Origin of the sequence: Gallibacterium genomosp. 3, assembly GCF_001678475.1 — a bacterium.
In the GTDB taxonomy this organism is placed as follows: domain Bacteria; phylum Pseudomonadota; class Gammaproteobacteria; order Enterobacterales; family Pasteurellaceae; genus Gallibacterium; species Gallibacterium faecale.
Genome location: NZ_JTJR01000010.1, coordinates 20435 through 43442 on the forward strand (window position 1 = coordinate 20435; position 23008 = coordinate 43442).

A 23008-nucleotide genomic window follows, 5' to 3' on the forward strand; every position below is an offset into this window, starting at 1 on the left:
TCGTTATGCATCATGGTTCATCAATAATTGACAACCTTGCTACTGAAAATAAACAAACTTCGGTTTGGAAAACATTATTTTGGCAAGGCGTATGGAAAAATAACTCCACATTAGTTCAACTGTTAGGATTATGCCCTTTGTTGGCAGTATCCAATACTGTTGCTAATGCGTTAGGATTAGGTCTTGCGACTATGTTAGTACTTATTTGCACTAATAGCGTGGTTTCACTTTGTCGTCATCTCATTCCCAAAGCTATTCGTATTCCTATTTATGTGATGATCATTGCCTCAACCGTAACGATCGTACAATTAATTATGAATGCTTATACCTATTCACTTTATCAATCATTAGGGATTTTCATTCCTTTGATCGTGACTAACTGTATTGTCATTGGGCGTGCTGAGGCTTACGCATCTAAAAACCCTGTATTACATTCAATGTTTGATGGTTTTTCTATGGGTTTAGGAATGACTTTCAGCTTAGTTGCTCTAGGCGCATTACGTGAAGCCATTGGTAACGGCACACTCTTTAGTGGTATGGAAAACTTATTTGGTGAATCAGCAAAAGCACTGAAAATTACTCTATTTCATACCGATAGCCATTTTCTATTAGCCATTCTCCCACCAGGTGCATTCCTAGGATTAGGCGTATTACTTGCAATTAAAAATATCATTGATCGGAAAAAATCATGAATCAGCAAAAAAGAATTGAGATCTTAACTCGATTACGTGCAGCAAATCCTCACCCAACTACCGAGTTACAATATAGCTCGCCTTTTGAATTACTAATTGCAGTAATTTTATCTGCTCAAGCCACTGATGTTGGCGTCAATAAAGCAACAGCAAAACTCTTCCCGGTTGCTAATACGCCACAAGCTATACTTGATCTTGGTCTAGAGGGCTTAAAAAGTTATATCAAAACGATCGGCTTATATAATAGTAAAGCCGAAAATATTATGAAAACCTGCCGTGATCTAGTCGAAAAACATCAAGGTCAAGTGCCCGAATCAAGAGAAGCATTAGAAGCCCTTGCTGGTGTTGGTCGCAAAACCGCTAATGTCGTTCTTAATACTGCATTTGGTTGGCCAACTATTGCTGTTGATACCCATATTTTTCGTGTATCTAACCGTACTGGTTTTGCTCCCGGCAAAGATGTTATCGCCGTAGAGAAAAAATTACTCAAAGTTGTGCCAGATGAATTTAAAGTAGATGTTCATCATTGGCTTATTTTGCATGGACGCTATACCTGTGTCGCACGTAAGCCTCGCTGCGGAGCTTGTCTAATTGAAGATCTCTGCGAATTTAAACAAAAAACAGAATATTAATGAGAGGAATAAAATGACAAGCTCAACTGAAAGACAAACTTGGTCTAGCCGACTGACTTACGTGCTTACTGTTGCTGGGGCAACAGTAGGTTTTGGTGCTACTTGGCGTTTCCCTTATTTAGTAGGCGAAAATGGCGGTGGTGCTTATGTGTTTTTATTTTGTATTGCGATGCTGTTAATTGGGATTCCAATGATTCTTGTAGAGAATGTTATTGGACGGCGTATTCGTGTTAATGCTATCGATTCTTTTAGTGGAAAAATTCAAAATAAACCTATTCCAAGATATTGGAAACTGGTTGGTTATCTCAGTATCTTAGGGGCATTTTGTATTATGGCCTATTATATGGTGCTAGGTGGTTGGGTGATTAACTACATTGTGAGCTTATTCAGTGGCAGCCTTGAAATTAGTCAACCTATTACAGCAGAGGTCACTAAAAACTTTTTCCAAACTACGGTGATGGATGATCCTATCTCGATCAGTTTTTATACCTTTTTATTTGTCTTGGTCAATTACATTATCCTCGTTAAAGGGGTCATTGATGGGATTGAGAAATCCGTTAAGTATTTGATGCCATTGTTATTTATTTTTCTTATCTGTATGGTTGTGCGTAATATTACACTCCCAGGCGCTTGGGAAGGAATTGTGTTCTACCTCAAACCTGATTTTTCTAAAATTACGCCACAACTCTTTGTCTTTGTATTAGGGCAAGTTTTCTTTGCATTAAGCCTTGGTTTTGGCGTTATTGTTACCCTCTCTAGTTATCTCAAGAAAGGCGAAAACCTCGTACAAACTGCGGTCATCACTGGCTTTGTGAATACGATTATTGCTGTGCTTGCAGGATTTATGATCTTTCCATCTCTCTTTACATTCGGTATTGCGCCAAATTCTGGACCAACCTTAGTATTCCAAAGCTTACCGATTGTTTTTTCTCATATGTGGGCAGGAAAATTTTTCGCTATCATTTTCTTTAGTTTATTGCTGATTGCAGCTCTGACAACTTCACTCACTATTTATGAAGTGATCATTACTGCTATCCAAGAAAAAACGAAGATCAATCGTCGCCTGGCAATTCTCATTGTATTGGGCGTGATCTTTATTCTTGGTAATGTGCCATCTATTCTAAGTTATGGTCCATGGCATGATATTCAGATCATTGGCAAAAATATTTTTGATGCTTTTGATTTTGTTAGTGGCAATATTCTGTTTATGCTTACTGCGCTATTCTGTGCCATTTTTGTTGGCTATGTGATGAAAGATGAAGCAAAACAAGAATTACGTTTAGGTGAAAATTCAAAATTAGCTGGATGGTGGTTTAACTATGTGAAATATGTAGTGCCACTCGTTATTATTGTAATTTTTATTAGTAATTTACTTTAAGTTTTGCTGGCGTATCTCTAAGGTGCGCCAGCATTTGTATGTTTGATGGCACAATCTATTTCATAATTATTTAGATATTTTTCTCTAATTACGATTTAGGTTTCGCCCTAAAGGGCGACTTCATTTTCTTTACTCGTGTAAAGAAACGAAGCAAAAGAAACACGCCCTCGCACACTTGCTACTCCTTATTCCAATAAGATTTTCCGGACGGCAAAAAACAGAGGTTTTTCTCACTCCGTTCAAAAAATGATCACTTTTTTTGCCTGAAAATCTTATTCCTATTCGGGCAAGTGTAAGAGGGAACCCACTAAAGTATTTATTAAGATTCCTAATAAAACTTATATTTCGCAGTTTTTAATTATCATAGATATCGTAATAAAGTAGCTAGAACTTCAATCGAAGCGCTTGTCTGTGTATTAGGTTGGTGTCTTGGTGGTGTGGTAGGTATTGGTACTTTAGCTTTTGCCTTCGGCATTGGTTGGATTTTACAATTCACTCTAGTGAAAGTTATTCAACCGCTGATTAAAAAGTAACAAGATAATCGTATTTTAGGTTTCGCCTCAGGTAAATTTTTCTGGACGAAACCTAACAATAATTAACGAAAAAAGCAGTGGTTACACATTAAATCTAAAGTGCATCACATCACCATCTTGCACGATATATTCTTTTCCTTCTAAACGCCATTTACCCGCTTCTTTCGCACCATTCTCACCGCCAAATTGAACAAAGTCCTCATAGCCAATCACTTCTGCACGAATAAACCCTTTTTCAAAGTCAGTGTGAATTACAGAAGCTGCTTTTGGTGCAGTCGCACCAACTGGAATTGTCCAAGCACGAACTTCTTTGACACCAGCGGTAAAATAAGTTTGTAAATTTAATAACTTATATCCCGCACGAATCACACGATTTAATCCTGGCTCGTCTAAACCAAGCTCTTGCAAAAACTCAAGTTTCTCTTCGTCTTCAAGTTCAGCGATTTCAGCCTCAATTGCAGCACAAACTGGTACCACTACCGCACCTTCTTTTTCAGCAATCTCACGTACCCGGTCTAGATAAGGATTATTTTCAAAACCATCTTCATTCACATTCGCAATATACATAGTTGGTTTTAATGTTAAGAAGTTATAGCTCTTAATTGCTTGTAATTCTTCTTTATCTAATCCAATTGAACGAATCATCCCTGCATTTTCAAGCACGGGTAAGCATTTTTCCATAATCGACAATTCAAATTTTGCCTCTTTATCGCCACCTTTCGCACGTTTTTGTAAACGTTGAATTGCTTTTTCACAACTTTCTAAGTCCGCTAAGGCTAACTCTGTATTGATGACTTCAATATCATCAGCAGGATCAATTTTGCCAGCCACGTGTACAATATCATCATTTTCAAAACAGCGTACTACATGACCGATGGCATCTGTTTCACGAATATTCGCAAGGAATTTATTACCTAAACCTTCACCATTTGATGCCCCTTTCACTAACCCAGCAATATCTACAAACTCCATAGTTGTTGGTAATACACGTTGTGGATTAACAATTTTTGCTAATTCATCTAAACGGTTATCCGGCATTGGTACAACCCCAGTATTTGGTTCAATTGTACAAAATGGATAGTTTGCAGCTTCAATACCTGCTTTAGTTAATGCATTAAACAGTGTTGATTTACCCACATTCGGTAAACCAACGATCCCACATTTAAATCCCATAAATTATCCTTTCTATAAATTAAGCTCGGAATCCATTTAAGCGATTCATCGCCTTATCAATTCCATCTTTAATTAAAATTTCGATACAACTTTCGGCTTCATCTAACGCTTTATCAATCAAAGTTTGATCTTGCGGAGATGGTTTACTTAACACATAACTTGCGACTAAATTCTTATCACCAGGATGCCCAATACCAACCCGTAAACGATAAAAATTTTTGCTATTGGCAAGCTGTGCAATAATATCTTTCAGACCATTATGCCCGCCGTGACCACCACTAAGTTTTAACTTCACACTACCGGGTGGTAGATCTAATTCATCATGAATAACTAAAATTTCTTCTGGCAAAATCCGATAGAAACTTGCCAATGCACCAACTGACTTACCACTTAAATTCATAAATGTCGTTGGTATTAACAAGCGTACATCTTGCCCAGAAATTGTTGCTATTGCGGTTTTGCCAAAGAATTTATTTTCATCTTTCAATGTTAAGTTAAAACGGCGAGTGATCCGCTCAATTAGCCATTCTCCAGCATTATGGCGTGTATCAGCATATTTACTGCCTGGATTGCCTAATCCTACAATCAATTTTATTTTTGCCACAATTTATTACCCTGTCGCTAAAAACGGCTTGCTATTGTATGCAAAAAACCCTGTTTCTACAATCGCCAAATATTTTTATATCACTTACCCCACTTACTCTACATTAGTCTTCACAAAATATTCCTTTTCTATAAAAAAACTGTTATCTTATTGAGAACATTTCTCAATAAGATAACAACAATGATACGCTACATTTATATTTTTCTTGGTTTTCTCTGTCTAGGACTTGGTATTTTAGGCGCTTTTCTACCCGTATTACCAACCACACCATTTCTACTTTGCACTCTCTTTTTCTTTGGTAAAAGTTCATCTCGTTTAGAAAGTTGGTTTAAACAAACAACTATCTATCATAAATATCTAAAAACCTTTAATGAACAACGTGCTTTAACCAAAAAAGCAAAATTTTCTATTTTATCTATCTCTACTCTAATGATGGCACTGTCATTTTATGCAATCCCGAATATTTTCGGTAAAATTGCTATTTTGCTCTTGTTACTCGTCCAATATTGGTTCTTTTTCTTTTGGATTAAAACTATCCAATATACTCATAATGACTAAAACTTTCTTCCAATAACATAAATCCATCTTACTATTAAGAAAGATGGATTTATTGTTTTATATTAGAAATTAAGCCTTACTAAATAAATAGACCAGCAAATATAAAGCCAAAAACAAGACTAAAAATTAAACTGAGTAATCCTGGAATCATAAAACTATGATTGAAGATATATTTACCAATACGAGTTGTTCCTGTCGTATCGAAATCAATAGAAGCAATAATTGGACCATAATTAGGAATAAAGAAGTAACCATTTACCGCAACAAAAGTAGCAATAATCACATATGGAGGTAGCCCTAATGAAATTCCTAATGGCACTAATACGGCAGTTGTGGCACCTTGGCTATTTACCAGAACAGAAAGAGCAAATAATGCTAATGCAAATGTCCATGGTGCAAATTCAACTAAACCAGATACAGCTTCTTTTACTTCTGTAAGATGTGCTGTTGTTAGTGTATCCCCTAACCATGCAATACCAAAAATAGCGACAATAGCACGCATACCAGCATGGAAAACAGATCCTTGAGTAATCTTATTCCCATCAGGCTTACAAATTAAAATTATTAATGCTCCCATAGTTAACATAATAATTTCTATTGTATGAGCCATTCCCATTGCTTTTCCATCAAATTGTGGTCGTAAACCAGGAAACGCCCCCATTAAAACAACTAATAAAGCACCAATAAGAAATAATGACACAGAAATTTTTGCCTCTTTAGTGACTTCCATATTTTCTTCAGCAAGAGTCACTACGTTGTTTTCACTATATTCAGGATTCTTTAATAACTCTTGATAATGGGGATCATCTTTTAACTCTTTCCCCATTTTATTTACAAATACGCAAGCCAAAGCGATACCTAAAACTGTAGCAGGAATTGTTACACTCAACAAATCTGTTAAGGTAATACCTTGCGGTTCTAAATAAGCAACACAAGCAACTACTGCTGCTGCAATCGGGCTAGCTACAATTGCAAATTGTGATGCAATAACAGCCATGGATAAAGGACGTTCCGGTCTAATTCCATTATGACGACTAACTTCGGCAATAACTGGAAGAACAGAATAAGCTACATGTCCTGTTCCAGCAAAAACCGTAAATATATATGTCACTGCTGGTGCCATAAAAGTAATATATTTAGGATTTTTACGTAAAATCCGAGTAGCAACTTTTATCATATAATTTAAACCGCCAGCAGCCTGCATAGCTGCAGCAGCAGAAACTACTGCCATAATCATCAACATTACATCAATTGGTGGACTGGTCGGCTTAAGATCAAAACCAAAAGAGAGAATAGCTAACCCAACTCCTCCCATAACACCTAAACCAATACCGCCAATACGGGCCCCAATTAAAATACACAATAAGACAAGTGCAAACTGTAATAGAAACATAATAACTCCAAGAGTTAACTTCATTATAAATTAATCACAATAAATCCTACTTCTAACTACAAATATAGAAGTGTATTTATTCTATCAAAAATTTTCTCTATAAGACTGATTATTATCAATTTTTTTAATATAACTACCTACTTGATATCAAATTTAATTTTTATCTCAAATAAAGAATCTATGAAGAAATAATTTGTAATAATTTTACAAGCAATAAATAACAAATAAATAAAATCTAATTAATATTTATTATCATTACTTAAACCTTAGTACAGTAAAACACTTTTTTTTGACTTATTTCTAAAAACTTTCTACTAAAGATAGATTTATTTTTCTTTATAAAATAAATTGGGTTAAAATTAGCCGATTTTTTATTTGACCAACCAAAATCTAAGGAGTCCTCGTGTTTAATCTTATCGAAAACGACATCCATCTAGGTGAAAAAGCTGATGATAAACAACAAGCGATTACTGCTGTAGCACAAGCATTCATCAACAAAGGCTTAGTTGAAGAAGGCTATCTACAAGGTATGCTGGCACGTGAACAACAAACATCCACTTTTTTAGGTAATGGTATCGCTATTCCACACGGAACATTGGATACTCGCCACCTAGTAAAACAAACGGGTGTACAAATTTTCCAATTCCCTAACGGGGTCAAATGGAGTGATGACAATATTGCTTATTTGGTGATTGGAATTGCAGCAAAATCAGATGAACATCTCGCTATCTTACGCCAATTAACCCATCTATTAGGTGATGAAGAGATTGCTGAAAAATTAGCAAAAACCACTGATCCACAACAATTCATCTCCCTCTTTAATGGCAATATCGTAGATACTGCGTTCATCTCCTTAGATATTGATACCAGCAGCTTATTGACCTTAACTGCAATTAATGCAGGCAAATTACAAGAAGCCGCCGCTGTTGATGCACAATTTGTTAGCGAAGTCATTGCATCTGCTGCATTACCATTAGGCAATGGTATCTGGGTAAATGATAGCGTAGCAGGTAATAGCAAAAATGCTGTGGCAGTTGCTCGTCCAAAACAAGCATTCCAACACAACAATAAACAAATCAATGCGTTGGTGACTGTGGCTAGTATCGATCAAAAAGTTGATACCGTATTAGCGAACTTACTCAATCCACAATGCCAACAAGTTTTATTAACTGGAAATGCAGAACAAATTAAAGCCGCTTTACAAGGTGAACAAGTTACTGTAACTGAAACAGTAGCACCAACAGCTAATCAAGCCGCTCCAGCAGCAGAATCTCATGCAACAGCTGGACAACTAGAAGCTACTTTTGTGGTTAAAAATGAACACGGTTTACACGCTCGCCCATCTGCTGTATTGATTAACGAAGTGAAAAAATACAAATCAACCATTCAAGTAAAAAATCTCGATCGTGATACTGCATTTGTTAATGCAAAAAGTTTAATGAAAGTAGTAGGTTTAGGAACAACTAAGGGTCAACGCCTATGCTTTGTTGCTGAAGGTGAAGATGCGGAACAAGCATTGAAAGGAATTGGCGAAGCAATTAACGCTGGCTTAGGAGAATAATATGCCTCGTATTGCTACCATTACCTTAAATACTGCATTTGATTTAGTGGGTCGCTTACCAAGAATCCAACTTGGTGAAGTGAATACCGTAGAAACTTTAGGGATCTATCCTGCTGGGAAAGGGATCAATGTAGCTAAAGTCTTACATGATTTAGATCTGCCCGTCACTGTAAGTGGTTTCCTTGGTGAAGATAATCAAGGCGACTTTATCCAACTTTTCCAACAGCTTGGCTTAGAAGATCGTTTCCAACGTGTTGCTGGTAAAACTCGCATTAATGTCAAAATTACTGAAACAGAAGCAGATGTCACTGATCTTAATTTCTTAGGTTATCAAGTGCCTGCTGAAGATTGGCAACGTTTTGTTACCGACTCTTTAGCTTGGTCCAAACAATATGATTTAGTTGCAGTCTGTGGCAGTTTACCAAAAGGGGTAGATACAGAAGCCTTTAAATCATGGCTAAAAGCATTAGGACAACAAACTAAAGTAGTATTAGACAGTAGTAATGCTGCACTTACCGCTGGATTAAAAGCCACACCTTGGTTAGTTAAACCCAATCACCGTGAATTAGAAGCCTGGATTGGTAAACCACTCAACTCGCTTTCTGAAATTATTGCTGCTGCAAAACAGCTAAAAGCTGAAGGAATTGCGAATGTGATTATTTCTATGGGGGCAGAAGGATCATTATGGATTAGTGATCAAGGCGTATTGAAAGCTCAACCACCAAAATGTACCAATGTCGTCAGTACAGTAGGTGCTGGTGATTCTATGGTAGCGGGCTTAATTTATGGTACCCAGCAACAGCTTTCACAAGAACAAACATTACGCTTTGCCTCTGCCGTTTCTGCGATGGCGGTTGCTCAAAGTAATGTCGGTGTAGCCGATAAACAAGCGTTAAACCAATTAATCGATCAAGTTAAGATTACCAAAATTGAGGAATAATTAATGAATATCTATCTCCATTCACAAGAAAAACGTGGCAATGCAACGTTATTCTTATTAAAACAAATGGTAGCAAAAGCAGCTACTCAACAAAATCATTAAGTTGTCGATCAAGCTCAAGATGCAGAACTGGTTATCGTTTTAGGTCAGCAACTTAGCCACAATGCCGCATTCGCTGGTAAAAAAGTGTATTTAACCACTTTTGATCAGGCATTCAATGCGCCAGAAAATACATTACAACAAGCATTAACTAATGCGACGCCTTATCAAGCCGCAGAAAATCATACAACAACTAATGAAGTGATTAGCAAAGATCGTCCACTCAATATTGTTGCTGTTACCGCTTGCCCAACTGGTGTAGCCCATACCTTTATGGCAGCAGAAGCAATTTCAACTTATTGTCAAAAACAAGGCTGGAATGTCAAAGTTGAAACACGTGGTCAAGTAGGTGCAAGCAACTTAATCTCTGCAGAAGATGTTGCAGCGGCAGATTTAGCCTTTATCGCTACTGATATTGACGTTGATCTCAGTAAATTTGATGGCAAATTGATGTATCACACTTCAACTGGTTTAGCTTTAAAGAAAACTGCCCAAGAATTCAATAAAGCATTCAAAGAAGCAAAACCATATCACCATAAACAAGAAGTAAAAGCGGCTGAAAAAGCAGAAAGCCAAGACAAAGGTGAGAAAAAAGGTATTTATAGTCACCTAATGACAGGGGTATCCCATATGTTACCAATGGTGGTTGCAGGTGGTTTAATTATCGCTTTATCTTTCATCTTTGGTATTGAAGCCTTTAAACAGGAAGGTACGTTAGCTGCTGCTTTAATGAAAATTGGTGGTGGTAGCGCCTTCGCATTAATGATCCCGATTCTTTCTGGTTATATCGCTTACTCTATCGCTGACCGTCCAGGACTAACACCAGGTCTTGTTGGTGGTATGTTAGCAAGCTCCCTCGGTGCAGGTTTCTTAGGCGGTATCATTTCTGGTTTCTTAGCAGGTTATATTGCTAAAGCGATTAATGATCATATTAAATTGCCACAAACAATGAATGCTCTTAAACCAATCTTAATTATCCCATTCCTCTCTACTCTGTTAGTGGGCTTAATTATGATTTATATCGTTGGTGAGCCTGTTGCTTGGGTAATGAACAGTATGACTGAATTCTTAAAAGGAATGCAATCTGGTAGTGCAGTTGTACTTGGTATTATCCTTGGTGCAATGATGTGCTTTGACTTAGGTGGTCCAATTAACAAAGCGGCTTATACTTTTGGTGTAGGTTTATTGGCTTCATCTTCTTACTTACCAATGGCAGCAATTATGGCTGCTGGAATGGTACCAGCACTTGGTATGGGTATTGCGACCTTTATCGCGCGTAAAAAATTCACTGCAAACGAATTAGAAGGTGGTAAAGCATCTTTCATTCTTGGTCTATGTTTTATCTCTGAAGGGGCGATTCCATTTGCAGCACGTGACCCAATGCGTGTCATTCCAAGCTGTATGTTAGGTGGTGCATTAACAGGTGCATTATCTATGGTCTTTGGTGTGCAACTTATGGCACCTCACGGCGGGATCTTTGTATTAGCGATTCCAGGCGCAATTCAACCTGTATTAACTTACCTTGTTGCAATCGCTGCAGGTAGTTTAGTGACTGGTGTACTTTATGCAGTAATTAAGCCAAAAACATTAGAGGCTTAGTATTTCTCATCTCCCCTAACCCCTCTTCACTAGTGAAGAGAGAAATCTCGGCATCTCCCCTACCCCCTCTTCACAAGTGAAGAGGGGAATCTTTCGGTGAAAAGGCTTAGTTCGTGATTTTTGGCTAGTCTGTAAAGGCTTAACCAGTGATTTTTGGCTAGCTTGTATTAACGTTTTAGTTAATCGGTATTAATCATTTTTGCAATGTTACATTGGTGTGTATCTAATCAGTGTTTATCCTTTTAGCGAATCAAGATTACGTATTTTTAACGCATCTGTTCTTACCAAAATCTACTAAATATTCTTCAAGTGCTGAACGGCTCCCCTCTTCACTAGTGAAGAGGGGCTGGGGGAGATGTCGTTTTTACCACAATGCACTAACCATTTTTGTTTTATCTAATCAATTTTTATCATTTTAGCGAATTAAGATTACGTATTTTAACGCATTTATTCTTGCCAAAATGTACTAAATATTTTTCAAGTGCTGAACGGCTCCCCTCTTCACTCGTGAAGAGGGGCTGGGGGGGGGGGGAGATGCTACGGAACTGGCTTACCAATTCTCGCATAGAACTCTTTCACAAAATCCTCAAAGCGATCTTCTTCAACGGCTTGACGAATCTGCTCCATTAAACGTTGGTAATAACGCAAATTGTGAATGGTATTTAATCTTGCACCCAAAATTTCACCACATTTATCCAAATGATAAAGGTAAGATTTCGTGTAGTGCTTACAGGTATAGCAATCACATTCAGGATCTAGCGGTGTTGTATCATCACGATATTTAGCATTACGAATTTTTACCACACCATCGGTTACGAAGAGATGTCCATTACGTGCATTACGTGTTGGCATCACGCAGTCAAACATATCGATCCCACGTCTTACCCCTTCAACTAGATCTTCCGGTTTACCCACGCCCATTAAATAACGTGGTTTATCTTGTGGAATCTTCGGACAAATATAATCAAGAATGCGATGCATATCTTCTTTTGGTTCACCCACAGCTAAGCCGCCTACGGCATAGCCATCAAAACCAATTTCTAATAACCCATCTAAAGATACTTGGCGTAATTCTTCATGCACACCACCTTGGATAATTCCAAATAAGGCATTTTTATTCCCTAATTGATCAAAGCGATCACGACAACGTTTAGCCCAACGTAATGAAAGCTCCATTGAGTTTTTAGCGTAATCAAATGTTGATGGGTAAGGCGTACATTCATCAAAGATCATCACAATATCCGATCCAAGATCATATTGAATTTCCATTGATTTTTCTGGCGATAAGAAGATGCGTTCGCCATTAATTGGATTTTGGAATTTTACCCCTTCTTCAGTAATTTTACGTAATTTGCCTAAACTAAACACTTGGAAACCGCCAGAGTCGGTTAAGATTGGACGGTGCCATTGCATAAAATCATGCAAATCCCCGTGTTTACGCATAATCTCCTGTCCCGGGCGTAGCCAAAGGTGGAAGGTATTACCTAATAAAATTTCTGCCCCTGTCGCACGGACTTCTTCTGGTGTCATACCTTTTACTGTGCCGTAAGTACCAACTGGCATAAAAGCTGGCGTTTGAACAGTAAAAGTACCTTGTGGACGTTCAAATGTCAGTTGCCCTCGACGAGCACGACCATCCGTCTTTTTTAATTCATATTTCATATTTTCTCCATCAACGAATAAACAGTTCGAAGTTAAACAGACCAACTCAAAAACAGAGCAGCTAAATATCACCTATTTCATTTTTAAATAGGATCATTTTTCTTAGTTAAAAACATCGCATCCCCATAACTAAAAAAGCGATAGCGATTTTCTACTGCATTGCGATAAGCTCGCATAATATTGTCATAACCCGCAAATGCAGAAACCAACATAATCAAGGTAGATTCTGGCAAATGAAAGTTAGTAATTAAGCAATCGACCACCCTAAATTTTTTCCCTGGATAAATAAAAATGGTGGTATCCGCAAAGAAAGGCTCCAACAATTTGCCACTTTGATGTTGCTCCGCTGCTAAAGCGGCACTTTCTAACGATCTTACAGATGTAGTACCAACGGCAATCACACGTTTCCCCGCCGCTTTAGTTGCTAACACAGCATCAACGACATCAGGCGGAACTTCCGCATATTCAGCGTGCATATGGTGATCTTCAATATTTTCTACTCGCACTGGTTGGAATGTTCCTGCCCCAACATGTAAGGTAACAAAAGCAGTATTTACTCCTTTCTCCCGCAATGCGGCTAATAACTCATCATCAAAATGTAATCCGGCTGTTGGTGCTGCAACTGCTCCTGGAACTTTACTATAAACCGTTTGATAACGTTCTTGATCCGCATCTTCATCAGGGCGATCAATATAAGGCGGCAGGGGAATATGCCCAATTTGTTGCAAAGCATCAAATAGCGACCCTGCAATATCAAATTGTAGGTGGAACAACGCCTCTTGACGCCCAAGCATTAGTACTCGAATACCGTTCCCCTCACCAAGTTTATCTTCCCCTAAAATCAGCTCGCTGCCTTCTTTAGGTGCTTTTGACGCTCGGACGTGAGCCAAACAGCTTTTATCATCTAATACACGTTCAATCAGAACTTCTAATTTTCCACCACTACTTTTTCTACCATAGATTCGAGCTGGAATGACACGAGTATTATTAAAAACTAATAAATCTCCCGGATTCACAAAAGAGAGTACATCTTTAAAATGGTGATGTGAGAATTCGCCACTGTTTCCATCTAATTTTAATAATCGACTGGCAGTTCTCTCTTTTTGTGGATAGCGTGCAATTAATTCATCAGGAAGATCAAAATAAAAATCTGCAACACGCATAATGTTTACCTATCTTTTTTCAATAAAAACCCTTTTCTTCGGCTAAATTCGCCAAGAAAAGTTTCTGCTTATTAATTCGGTGCGTAAGTTTATTGCGATCATCAGCAAAATGCAAAAAACAAGTGTATTTTTTTGTGATATATCATTGATTAATCTTGTTTGTACTAGGTTTGGTGATTGTCGCTATTTGCCCTAATTGATATACTCGCCACTTTGGTAAAACGTCTATTACGACCAAAATAATAAGCTTATTTTTAAGGATTTAACTATGACTGAACGTTGCTATAAACTTTATCGCTATCAAATTCCTATGGATTCACAAGTTGTATTACGTAACCGCTTTTTAAAGCAACGTGAAGGGTTACTAGTACAGATTCGTTGTGGTAATTCGGAAGGTTGGGGCGAAATTGCCCCCTTACCTGAATTTAGTCAAGAAACACTAGACCAAGCACAACAACAAGCACTTGAATGGTTAAATGCTTGGGATCAAGCACGTTCACGTAATGAAAAATTATCATTAGAAAATTGCTACCCTTCTGTGGCATTTGGTTTAAGTTGTGCTTTAGCAGAAATGAAAAATAAACTCACTACAGAGGGTAATTTTAATACAGCTCCACTTTGTTATGGTGATCCTGATGAGTTATATGAAGAATTAGATCAGCTACCAGGTGAGAAAATTGCCAAAATTAAAGTTGGTTTATATGAAGCTAATCGTGATGGTTTAATTGCTGATATGTTCCTAGAAGCAGTGCCTGATCTAAAATTGCGTTTAGACGCCAACCGCTCTTGGACACCGACAAAAGCAGCTATGTTTGCGAAATATGTAAAACCTGAACATCGTGCCAGAATTCAATTTATTGAAGAACCTTGTAAAACACCTACGGAAAGTTTGCAATTTGCTGCTGAAACTGGGATTGCCATTGCATGGGATGAAACTGTGCGCGATCCAGCGTTTACAGTAAAAGCAGAACCGCACGTTGCAGCGATTGTGATTAAGCCAACATTAGTGGGATCGTTAGAAAAATGTGTCAGTTTAATTGAACAGGCACATCAACAAGGGTTAATTGTGGTAATTAGCTCAAGCATTGAATCCAGTTTTGGCTTAACCCAGCTAGCTCGGATTGCACAACAATATACGCCAAATACCACTCCAGGATTGGATACGTTAGATCTGATGAAAGTACAATTAGTACGTGCTTGGCCAAATTCGGCCTTACCGTTGGCAGGATTAGACAGCGAGTATTTTATAGAGGTGTAGGCATCTCTGCATCTTCCGACATCCCCCCTCTTCACAAGTGAAGAGGGGGGGGGGGATGCTACCCAGCAGCCCTTAATGAAATTTCGCCAATAGCAAAAGTTTGAATATCCCCTTGTTCTGTTTGCAAGAGTAACTCTCCAAGCGGATTAATCCCCATCGCAATACCGCAAATTTGCTGTTGCTCAAGTAATAATTTAACTGGTTTTTTATAAAAATAGTCATATTGTTGCCATGCAGTGAGCAAAGTCGTTAAGCCTTGTGTACTAAATTGGGATAAAACTTGATTAATCTGTTGAATAAGTCGGGCAATGATCTGATTACGATTTACTTGTTTTTGTTGGCTTAACATAGCAATTGGCTGATCGATCGAAGTGTCTAACGGAAGATGAATATTCAACCCTAATCCAATCACCACTTGGTAATCAAATGAAGTAGGATTTTGTTTCATCTCAATTAAAATTCCACCTAGTTTTTTCCCTGCCAACCAAATATCATTCGGCCATTTTAATTGAACTTGTTGATAACCGAGAGAGGTTAATGCCTGGGCCACTGCAATCCCAATCGCTAAACTTAAACCTGAAAGTTGGGTGTGTTGTGGAAAGCAATGGTAAAAACTTACAATTACTTGTCCTGCAAAAGGAGAAATCCATTTACGCCCACGACGTCCGCGACCTGCAGTTTGATACTCCGCTAAACAAACACTGTTATTAGGAAGCTGTGACAAATGATCCAGTAGATACTGATTAGTAGAATCAATGATAGGCAACACAATTAAATGATTATGAGGTAGTGTTTGTTGTAGGTAGATATGATCCAATAATTCCGCCACCGGTTGCCAAATACAATCTGTTTCAGTTTGTTCAATCTGAATCCCTTGTTGAGTTAATTCAGTTAAGATGTTTTGTAATTGATCTTCCGTAAGATTTAGGGTTTGGCTAAGTTGTTGATAGCAATGTGGTTTACCGTCTGCAAGTTGCTGTAAGAGTTGTTGATTCATCATTGTTTAAGTTAAATTGATTCCTGTCAGTGTAAAAGGCGATTGCTCTATTTGACGCTATAATTCCCAGTGAAAATGCGTATAATACACTGCATTTGTGTTTACCTCTAACAATTATGCATAAAGTTTCCCAAACCACATTAGTGCCACATAGTGCAGAACAAATGTATCAATTAGTTAATCAATATGAACGCTATCCTGAATTTTTACCGGGGTGTGTTGCAAGTCAAACTTTGCAACAACACGGGAATGAATTAGATGCAGAATTAGTGGTAAGTAAAGCAGGTATTCGTTTGGCTTTTACTACTCATAATACAATGCAACCTTATCAATCAATTCAGATGCAATTAGTAAAAGGACCATTTAAACAGTTAACTGGGGAATGGCGTTTTTTACCGTTAGATGAATACTCCTCACAAATTAGCCTACAACTACAATTTGAATTTAGTAATGCGTTAGTAGAAAAGATGTTTGGTAAGATTTTCCAACAACTAACCTCACAAATGGTGCAAGCCTTTAAGCAACGTGCTAAGGAGATTTATCATGTCAGAAATTAATGTCGAAGTCACTTATGCGTTACCACAACACTATTTTTTAAAAAAAATCTGTGTGCCTGAAGGATGTAATGTGCAATCTGCAATTTTGCAATCTGGGGTATTACAACGCTATCAAGAGATAGACTTACGTGAAAACAAAGTGGGCATTTTTGGCCGTTTAGCCAAATTGACTGATATTTTGCGTGAGGGTGATCGTGTGGAAATTTATCGTCCACTATTAGCTGATCCAAAAGAAATTCGCCGTAAGCGTGCAGCCCAACAGCAAGAACAAAAAGCGAAATCATAACTAAGTCATCAGGAATTTATCATGACCACATACTGCTTACCTAAAGACATTACCCCTGAAATCTTTTTACGTGATTATTGGCAAAAAAAGCCATTGTTGATACGTCAAGGTTTGCCACAAATTGTCGGTATGTTTGAACCGCAAGATATTATTGAATTGGCTCAAGAAGAAGAGGTAACAGCACGTTTAGTGCAAACACATCAACGTAACGGTGAAGAAAAATGGCAATTAAAAACAAGCCCATTAACCGCAAAAGATTTTAAAAATTTGCCAGAAAAGTGGTCTGTATTGGTACAAAACCTAGAGCAATGGTCGCCAGAATTAGGTAAGTTATGGCAGGCATTTGCTTTTATCCCGCAATGGCAACGTGATGATATTATGGTGTCATTCGCACCAAAAGGCGGTTCCGTGGGTAAACATTATGATGAATATGATGTGTTTTTAGTGCAAGGATATGGCGAACGCCGTTGGCAATTAGGTAAATGGTGCGATCCTTCTACTGAATTTAAAGCTAATCAACCGATCCGAATTTTTGATGATATGGGCGAATTAATTCTTGATGAAGTAATGCAGCCCGGCGATGTATTGTATGTCCCATCTCGGTTATCCCATTATGGTGTGGCAGAAAGTGACTGTTTGACCTTCTCTTTTGGTTTACGTTATCCCAATGCAAGCGATATTTTAGAGAATTTCTGTAAAGCATTAGTCCATCATAGCGAACAGCTGAATAGTAGCGATTTTGCGATTCCTTTCCGTTTATCTCCGATAGTGCAAAAAAACGGATTATTAGCACCAGAAAATGTCGCTAACTTGAAACAACAGCTGATTACATTATTACAAGAATCCAATCAAGTGGATGCGTTGTTTACCCAAGCGGTAGCTACTACAGTAAGTAGTCGCCGTTATTCCTTATTAACTACTGAAGAAGGCATTTATCCTGATGAATTAGCGGAAGCGTTACAAGCGGGTGATCGTTTGTATCAAGATGCTAATTGCAAAATGATCTATACCACCGATGGAAATATTTTCATTAATGGGGAATGGATTGATGAATTAAATGTGACGGAACGTAAATTGCTAGCCCTATTCGCAGATGGTAACGCCATAGATTGGCAAACTTTACAACATTATGTTAGCGAAGAAACCTCGTTAGATTTGCTGTTAGATAGCTTATGTGATTGGTTAGATAACGGCTGGTTATTGCTAGATACGGAATAATTTATGCTAATGAATCTGGATAATCATCCAAGTATTTTATCAGTGAGCCAATTAAACCGTTGTGCCAAAACGTTATTAGAACAAGAGTTAGGCGCAGTGTGGCTAACGGGGGAAATCTCTAATTTTTCACAACCTGTATCGGGGCATTGGTATTTCACATTAAAAGATAATGATGCTCAGGTGCGGGCAGCTATGTTTAAAATGCGTAATTTACGCGTTGCATTTAAACCACAAAATGGAATGCAAGTATTAGTTCGCGCAAGTGTCAGCTTGTATGAACCTCGAGGTGATTACCAAATCATTGTGGAGAGTATGCAGCCTGCGGGAGAAGGCTTATTACAGCAAGAGTTTGAACGGCTAAAAATGAAGTTAGCGGCAGAAGGACTATTTGCACAGCAATGGAAACAACCTTTACCACAAATTTGCCAACGGATCGGCGTGATTACTTCATCAAGTGGTGCCGCCTTACACGATATCTTACAGATTTTACGCCGCAGAAACCCCAGCCTAGAGGTAATTATTTATCCTACTTTAGTACAAGGGAAAGACGCCGCAGCGGATATTGTTCGCAGTATTGAAATTGCGAATCTTCGCCAAGAGTGTGATGTGTTAATTGTTGGACGCGGTGGTGGTTCATTAGAAGATCTGTGGTGTTTTAATGAAGAAGTTGTCGCAAGAGCGATTTTCGCTTCGACAATTCCAATTATTAGTGCAGTAGGTCATGAAACCGATGTGACCATTGCAGATTTTGTGGCAGATTTACGCGCCTCAACGCCTTCTGCCGCAGCAGAACTTCTAAGCCGAGATCAAAAAGAGTTATGGCAAAAGATCGATTATTTACAGCAACGTTTAGAAAACGCCTTTTCCCGTCTATTTACTGTATGCCAACAACGGTTGGAAAGAGTGACTTTGCGTTTGCAAAATCAACATCCACAGGCACGATTAGCCTTACAGAAACAGCATTATCTTTATTTGCAAACACGATTATATAAGAGTATTCAGCTTTACTTACAGCAACAAAAACAACAGCACCAACGATTACAACAACGTTTATGGCAGGTGCCGCTGCCAGCAAATATTCAGTTACAACGACAAGCATTACAGCAGTGGCAATTTCGTTTAAATGCAGCGTTAAAAGGGTTATTACAACAGCGACGCTATCAATTTGCTCAATTAAGTGGACGGTTAGACAGTGTTAGCCCGTTAAAAGTATTACAGCGTGGTTATACCGTGACAATGACCGAAGAACAGCAGGTAGTAAGTAGTGTGCAACAAGTGAATGTTGGACAATCTTTAATTACTAGAACTGCTGATGGGCAGATTGTGAGTGTGGTTGAGCAGATCAAGGAGTGATCTGAACTAATTCATTAGATTTTTACATTTTTGTATTCTCAAAGGAGGGATTATGTCAAAGTCCTATTATCAAATTGCTTTATTTTTTAATGCAAATAAGGTTTACGATCGTGAAGTGATGAGTGGCATTGGCGAATATATTCAAACCTCTAGAGTTTCTTGGAATGTATTCTTAGAAGATGACTTTATACATCGTGAGCTTGCGTTAGATCCGCAAAATTTAGATGGTATTATTGCTGATTTTGATGATCCTCGATTAGCAAAAGAGTTGCTAAATAGCCGTATTCCTGTGGTAGCAGTAGGTAGCTCTTATCAAGATGAAAAAAATTACCCACCGAATATCCCTTATGTCGCTACCGATAATAATGCAATTTTGCAATATGCCTTTGAGCATTTACAACGTAAAGGAATTAACCATTTTGCCTTTTACGGTTTGCCCGATCCCGGTTTTCAACACTGGTCAACCGAACGGAGAATGGCATTTGAACGAATTATGGCAAACAATAATTATCAGCCTGAAATTTATTTAGGGCATGAAACCCACGCTGAAAATTGGCAACAAGCCCAACAGGAGCTAAGCGAATGGTTATTATCTTTGCCTAAACATACAGGTATTATTGCCGTCACCGATGCACGAGCAAGGCATCTGTTACAAACTTGCGATCTATTGGATATTCCTATTCCAGATCAGCTATGTATTATTGGAATTGATAATGAAGAGTTAATTCAAGCCTTTTCTCGAGTTCCACTCTCCTCTGTACGACAAGGAACAAAAAATATGGGCTATCAAGCGGCAAAATTGTTACACGCCTTGATTGAACAGCGTCCAATTAAGCATACTCCGTTGCTGATTGCGCCATTAAGAGTAGAGGCAAGAACTTCTACGGACTATCGTTCGATTCAAGATCCATTAGTTATTCAAGCGTTGCATTATATCCGTTTGCACGCTTGTTCAGGTATTAAAGTCGAACAAGTGCTGGATTATGTTAAAGCTTCGCGTTCAAACTTGGAAAATCGTTTCCGTGCAGAAACAGGAAAGACGATTCACCAAGTCTTACACGAAGAAAAAATGAATAAAGCGAAACAGTTATTGAGTGATACGCAAATTGCGATTCAAGAGATTGCGGAAGTATGCGGTTATCCGTCAGTTCAATATTTCTATTTTGTGTTTAAAAAAGAATTCCAACAAACACCAAATGAATATCGAGCCCAATATCAGCCAGATTTAGCTATTTAATAAATTTGAAAAATCCCTCATTAACAAATGAGGGATTATATTTAGATTTATTTACCACTATCACCATAGTTGCCTAGTACACGTGCACTAGGATCGTTTACATTACAGCCTTCCCATTCTTTATTTGGCATCCAGAAATCTTTAATCCAATGGCTTTGTCCCGGATAGAATTTTTCAAAGATATCGCGGTAAAGTAATGATTCTTTGGTGAATGGTGTACCATACGGATATTTTTCTTTCGCTTTCGCTAAATCTTCATCACTATATTTGCTTTCGGCAAAAGCTTTTAGATGATCTACCATTGAGTGACCTACTGCATCACTAAATGCTGCTTTTTCACGATAAAGGATACTATCAGGTAAATAATTTGTTCCTTCAAACGCTTTACGTAATAAGTATTTACCCTTGTTGTAAACATTCATTTTCTTCTCTGGGTTCACACTCATAGCGTAATCAACAAAATCAATATCACCAAATGGAACGCGTGCTTCTAACGAGTTAGCTGCAAGACAACGGTCAGCACGTAACACATCATACATATATAATTCACGAATTCGTTTTTGTGCTTCTTTTTGGAATTCCGCCGCATTTGGTGCAAAGTCAGTATATTTATAACCAAAGATTTCATCGCTAACTTCACCAGTTAATAACACTTTTAGATTGGTTTGTTCGTGGATATATTTACATACAAGATACATCCCGATACTTGCACGAATAGTAGTAATATCCCAAGTTTCTAAATGCCAAATCACTTTTTCTAATGCAGCTAACACTTCATCTTTGGTCATAATGACTTCAGTATGCTCAGAACCAAGATAATCCGCTACTTCTTTAGCATACTTTAAGTCAATAGGATCGGTATCCATACCAATCGCAAATGTTTTAATTGGTTTATCTAAATGTTTTTGTGCAATAGCACAAACTAACGAAGAATCTAAGCCACCACTTAATAAGAAACCTAAAGGTGCATCAGAATGTAAACGTTTAATCACAGCTTTTTCTAATTTTGCACGTAATGTACTGGTAATGGTGTCAAGATCTTGATCAACTACAACTTTTGGATCAGCAATGTCGTTATAACAAATAAATTCACCGTTTAGGTAATAATGTCCCGGTGGGAATGGGTGAATATCACGACACCAATCAATTAATCCTTTCGCTTCAGATGCAAAGGCAATGCTACCTGTTTCTTTATCATAGCCATAAAACATTGGGCGAATCCCAATCGGATCGCGTCCTGCAATTAAAGTCCCTGTTTTGCTGTCTTTTAATACGAGAGCGAACTCTGCATCAAGCATCTTCATCATCACATCAACGCCAACACGTTGATAAAGAGGAATCAATACTTCACAGTCACTGCCTGAATGGAAAGTGTAGGTTGAAGATAATAATTCTTTCAATTCTGTGTAGTTATAAACTTCCCCATTACAAATAAGCGAAATACCATCGTGTTGGAATGGCTGATTACCTTGCGAACTTAAATCCATAATTGATAAGCGGTGAAATCCCCAAGTTGCATCATCTGCACAAATTACTGCTTGATGATCTGGACCACGATGAAAAATATGATCGAAACTACGCTTAAATGCCTCTGAAGGCTGCGCTGAAGAAGAAAATACAAATCCACACATACAAAAAACCTCTGTTTTAAATTGAATTATTTCTAGCTAGTATAGTGGAAAAATAATTTTTATCTACCTTTTTTATTAAATTTTAATAAATTTTTTATCATTAAAAGAATTTAGTTGAATTTTATATAAAATAAACAGCCGATTTTTGTATTTTTTCAAATATTGTTATGTAAAAAAGAGAGTCATTGATTTATTTATTTAATTTTCGATATAGTACTCGGCGTGATTTTACTGAAATAAAGGAAGAAAAATGCTTAATTGCCCCCATTGTGAAAAGAAAGTAGATAGTAGTTTATCGCACTGCCCATTTTGCCAAACACCATTACATGATGAGGCGGCTAAGCAGATCTATCAACAACGTATTATGCAAAGTACACAAGAACGCCAAGAGTTGAATAAGCGTAGTGCTAAAGTTCAGTTAGTATGGCTGGTTATTTTTGCCATTGTGATTGCTGGGCTATTTTGGTGGAAAAGCTAGAAAAGT

The 23008-nt window shown here is 37.8% G+C and carries 20 protein-coding genes and 1 pseudogene; 14 read left to right on the forward strand and 7 right to left on the reverse strand.

The genetic code is table 11. The annotated features are described in order from the left end of the window. Positions 1–5 precede the first annotated feature (5 nt). From QV06_RS02595 to QV06_RS02605, 3 genes are read left to right on the forward strand one after another with little or no spacing between them, the layout of a single operon-like run. Positions 6–692, forward strand: a complete 687-nt coding sequence (locus QV06_RS02595; protein ID WP_065236817.1) for an electron transport complex subunit E — start codon at positions 6–8, stop codon at positions 690–692. Beyond that, entirely contained in the window at positions 689–1324 is a 636-nt protein-coding gene (gene nth / locus QV06_RS02600; protein ID WP_065234969.1) for an endonuclease III, read from the forward strand. The genes QV06_RS02595 and nth overlap by 4 nt, the downstream gene beginning before the upstream one ends. Before the next feature lie 13 nt (positions 1325–1337). Next, positions 1338–2702, forward strand: a complete 1365-nt coding sequence (locus QV06_RS02605; RefSeq protein ID WP_065236818.1) for a sodium-dependent transporter — start codon at positions 1338–1340, stop codon at positions 2700–2702. A gap of 614 nt (positions 2703–3316) precedes the next feature. On the opposite strand, the gene ychF is transcribed toward QV06_RS02605, so the two are convergent. Next, a complete protein-coding gene (gene ychF / locus QV06_RS02610) occupies positions 3317–4408 on the reverse strand; it encodes a redox-regulated ATPase YchF (protein ID WP_065236819.1) in 1092 nt (363 codons plus the stop codon). Positions 4409–4427: 19 nt separating this feature from the next. Continuing rightward, positions 4428–5012 carry an aminoacyl-tRNA hydrolase gene (gene pth, locus QV06_RS02615; RefSeq protein ID WP_065236820.1) on the reverse strand — a complete coding sequence of 195 codons (585 nt, stop codon included), beginning with the start codon at positions 5010–5012 and terminating at the stop codon, positions 4428–4430. Between the two features lie 183 nt (positions 5013–5195). Here pth and QV06_RS02620 point away from each other — a divergent pair, with 183 nt between their 5' ends. Beyond that, positions 5196–5570 carry a YbaN family protein gene (locus QV06_RS02620; RefSeq protein ID WP_209435872.1) on the forward strand — a complete coding sequence of 125 codons (375 nt, stop codon included), beginning with the start codon at positions 5196–5198 and terminating at the stop codon, positions 5568–5570. Positions 5571–5649: 79 nt separating this feature from the next. On the opposite strand, the gene QV06_RS02625 is transcribed toward QV06_RS02620, so the two are convergent. Further along, positions 5650–6963, reverse strand: coding sequence for an anaerobic C4-dicarboxylate transporter (locus QV06_RS02625; protein ID WP_065236822.1), 1314 nt, complete (start codon positions 6961–6963; stop codon positions 5650–5652). Between the two features lie 403 nt (positions 6964–7366). On the opposite strand from QV06_RS02625, the gene fruB reads away from it, so the two are divergent. From fruB to fruA, 3 genes and pseudogenes are all read left to right on the forward strand, one after another. After that, positions 7367–8524 carry a fused PTS fructose transporter subunit IIA/HPr protein gene (fruB, locus tag QV06_RS02630; protein ID WP_065236823.1) on the forward strand — a complete coding sequence of 386 codons (1158 nt, stop codon included), beginning with the start codon at positions 7367–7369 and terminating at the stop codon, positions 8522–8524. A gap of 1 nt (position 8525) precedes the next feature. Continuing rightward, positions 8526–9464 (forward strand): 1-phosphofructokinase, encoded by a 939-nt coding sequence (fruK, locus tag QV06_RS02635; RefSeq protein ID WP_065236824.1) that lies wholly within the window; start codon positions 8526–8528, stop codon positions 9462–9464. Between the two features lie 3 nt (positions 9465–9467). Beyond that, a pseudogene (fruA, locus tag QV06_RS02640) lies at positions 9468–11162 on the forward strand (PTS fructose transporter subunit IIBC). A gap of 537 nt (positions 11163–11699) precedes the next feature. On the opposite strand, the gene tgt reads toward fruA, so the two are convergent. Together tgt and queA are read right to left on the reverse strand one after the other, a co-directional pair. Next, positions 11700–12824: a tRNA guanosine(34) transglycosylase Tgt gene (tgt, locus tag QV06_RS02645; protein WP_065236825.1), complete on the reverse strand. Its 1125-nt coding sequence runs from the start codon at positions 12822–12824 to the stop codon at positions 11700–11702. Positions 12825–12907: 83 nt separating this feature from the next. Continuing rightward, the gene (gene queA / locus QV06_RS02650) at positions 12908–13987 is read right to left on the reverse strand and encodes a tRNA preQ1(34) S-adenosylmethionine ribosyltransferase-isomerase QueA (RefSeq protein ID WP_065236826.1); all 1080 of its coding nucleotides are present in this window, start codon (positions 13985–13987) and stop codon (positions 12908–12910) included. Positions 13988–14255: 268 nt separating this feature from the next. On the opposite strand from queA, the gene menC reads away from it, so the two are divergent. After that, on the forward strand, positions 14256–15245 hold the full coding sequence (gene menC, locus QV06_RS02655; protein WP_065236827.1) for an o-succinylbenzoate synthase: 990 nt from the start codon (positions 14256–14258) through the stop codon (positions 15243–15245). A 58-nt stretch (positions 15246–15303) separates the two neighbouring features. Here the strand turns inward: menC and birA are convergent, their stop codons facing one another. Beyond that, positions 15304–16245 (reverse strand): bifunctional biotin--[acetyl-CoA-carboxylase] ligase/biotin operon repressor BirA, encoded by a 942-nt coding sequence (birA, locus tag QV06_RS02660; protein WP_245174227.1) that lies wholly within the window; start codon positions 16243–16245, stop codon positions 15304–15306. Positions 16246–16358: 113 nt separating this feature from the next. On the opposite strand from birA, the gene QV06_RS02665 reads away from it, so the two are divergent. Genes QV06_RS02665 through QV06_RS02685 form a run of 5 tightly spaced genes read left to right on the forward strand, consistent with a single transcriptional unit; the run spans position 16359 to position 20893 of the window. Further along, positions 16359–16799, forward strand: a complete 441-nt coding sequence (locus QV06_RS02665) for a type II toxin-antitoxin system RatA family toxin (protein ID WP_065236829.1) — start codon at positions 16359–16361, stop codon at positions 16797–16799. Further along, the gene (locus QV06_RS02670) at positions 16786–17085 is read left to right on the forward strand and encodes an RnfH family protein (RefSeq protein WP_065236830.1); all 300 of its coding nucleotides are present in this window, start codon (positions 16786–16788) and stop codon (positions 17083–17085) included. The genes QV06_RS02665 and QV06_RS02670 overlap by 14 nt, the downstream gene beginning before the upstream one ends. Positions 17086–17103: 18 nt before the next feature. Further along, the gene (locus tag QV06_RS02675) at positions 17104–18303 is read left to right on the forward strand and encodes a cupin domain-containing protein (protein WP_156541920.1); all 1200 of its coding nucleotides are present in this window, start codon (positions 17104–17106) and stop codon (positions 18301–18303) included. A 3-nt stretch (positions 18304–18306) separates the two neighbouring features. Further along, entirely contained in the window at positions 18307–19656 is a 1350-nt protein-coding gene (gene xseA, locus QV06_RS02680) for an exodeoxyribonuclease VII large subunit (protein ID WP_432416505.1), read from the forward strand. Between the two features lie 52 nt (positions 19657–19708). Beyond that, the gene (locus QV06_RS02685; RefSeq protein WP_065236832.1) at positions 19709–20893 is read left to right on the forward strand and encodes a XylR family transcriptional regulator; all 1185 of its coding nucleotides are present in this window, start codon (positions 19709–19711) and stop codon (positions 20891–20893) included. A gap of 47 nt (positions 20894–20940) precedes the next feature. On the opposite strand, the gene asnB is transcribed toward QV06_RS02685, so the two are convergent. After that, positions 20941–22524, reverse strand: coding sequence for an asparagine synthase B (gene asnB / locus QV06_RS02690; protein ID WP_065236833.1), 1584 nt, complete (start codon positions 22522–22524; stop codon positions 20941–20943). Positions 22525–22774: 250 nt separating this feature from the next. Here asnB and QV06_RS02695 point away from each other — a divergent pair, with 250 nt between their 5' ends. Beyond that, positions 22775–23002, forward strand: a complete 228-nt coding sequence (locus QV06_RS02695) for a hypothetical protein (RefSeq protein ID WP_065236834.1) — start codon at positions 22775–22777, stop codon at positions 23000–23002. The last annotated feature ends 6 nt before the right edge of the window (positions 23003–23008 follow it).

Bases quoted from the DNA above. Each gene is read 5' to 3' on its own strand.
- QV06_RS02595 (WP_065236817.1), top strand. From the start codon at position 6: ATGCATCATGGTTCATCAATAATTGACAACCTTGCTACTGAAAATAAA.
- QV06_RS02665 (WP_065236829.1), top strand. From the start codon at position 16,359: ATGCATAAAGTTTCCCAAACCACATTAGTGCCACATAGTGCAGAACAA.
- ychF (WP_065236819.1), bottom strand. From the start codon at position 4,408: ATGGGATTTAAATGTGGGATCGTTGGTTTACCGAATGTGGGTAAATCA.
- QV06_RS02685 (WP_065236832.1), top strand. From the start codon at position 19,709: ATGTCAAAGTCCTATTATCAAATTGCTTTATTTTTTAATGCAAATAAG.
- fruK (WP_065236824.1), top strand. From the start codon at position 8,526: ATGCCTCGTATTGCTACCATTACCTTAAATACTGCATTTGATTTAGTG.
- QV06_RS02625 (WP_065236822.1), bottom strand. From the start codon at position 6,963: ATGTTTCTATTACAGTTTGCACTTGTCTTATTGTGTATTTTAATTGGG.
- asnB (WP_065236833.1), bottom strand. From the start codon at position 22,524: ATGTGTGGATTTGTATTTTCTTCTTCAGCGCAGCCTTCAGAGGCATTT.
- tgt (WP_065236825.1), bottom strand. From the start codon at position 12,824: ATGAAATATGAATTAAAAAAGACGGATGGTCGTGCTCGTCGAGGGCAA.
- queA (WP_065236826.1), bottom strand. From the start codon at position 13,987: ATGCGTGTTGCAGATTTTTATTTTGATCTTCCTGATGAATTAATTGCA.
- QV06_RS02695 (WP_065236834.1), top strand. From the start codon at position 22,775: ATGCTTAATTGCCCCCATTGTGAAAAGAAAGTAGATAGTAGTTTATCG.
- xseA (WP_432416505.1), top strand. From the start codon at position 18,307: ATGCTAATGAATCTGGATAATCATCCAAGTATTTTATCAGTGAGCCAA.
- birA (WP_245174227.1), bottom strand. From the start codon at position 16,245: ATGATGAATCAACAACTCTTACAGCAACTTGCAGACGGTAAACCACAT.
- nth (WP_065234969.1), top strand. From the start codon at position 689: ATGAATCAGCAAAAAAGAATTGAGATCTTAACTCGATTACGTGCAGCA.
- QV06_RS02670 (WP_065236830.1), top strand. From the start codon at position 16,786: ATGTCAGAAATTAATGTCGAAGTCACTTATGCGTTACCACAACACTAT.
- menC (WP_065236827.1), top strand. From the start codon at position 14,256: ATGACTGAACGTTGCTATAAACTTTATCGCTATCAAATTCCTATGGAT.
- QV06_RS02605 (WP_065236818.1), top strand. From the start codon at position 1,338: ATGACAAGCTCAACTGAAAGACAAACTTGGTCTAGCCGACTGACTTAC.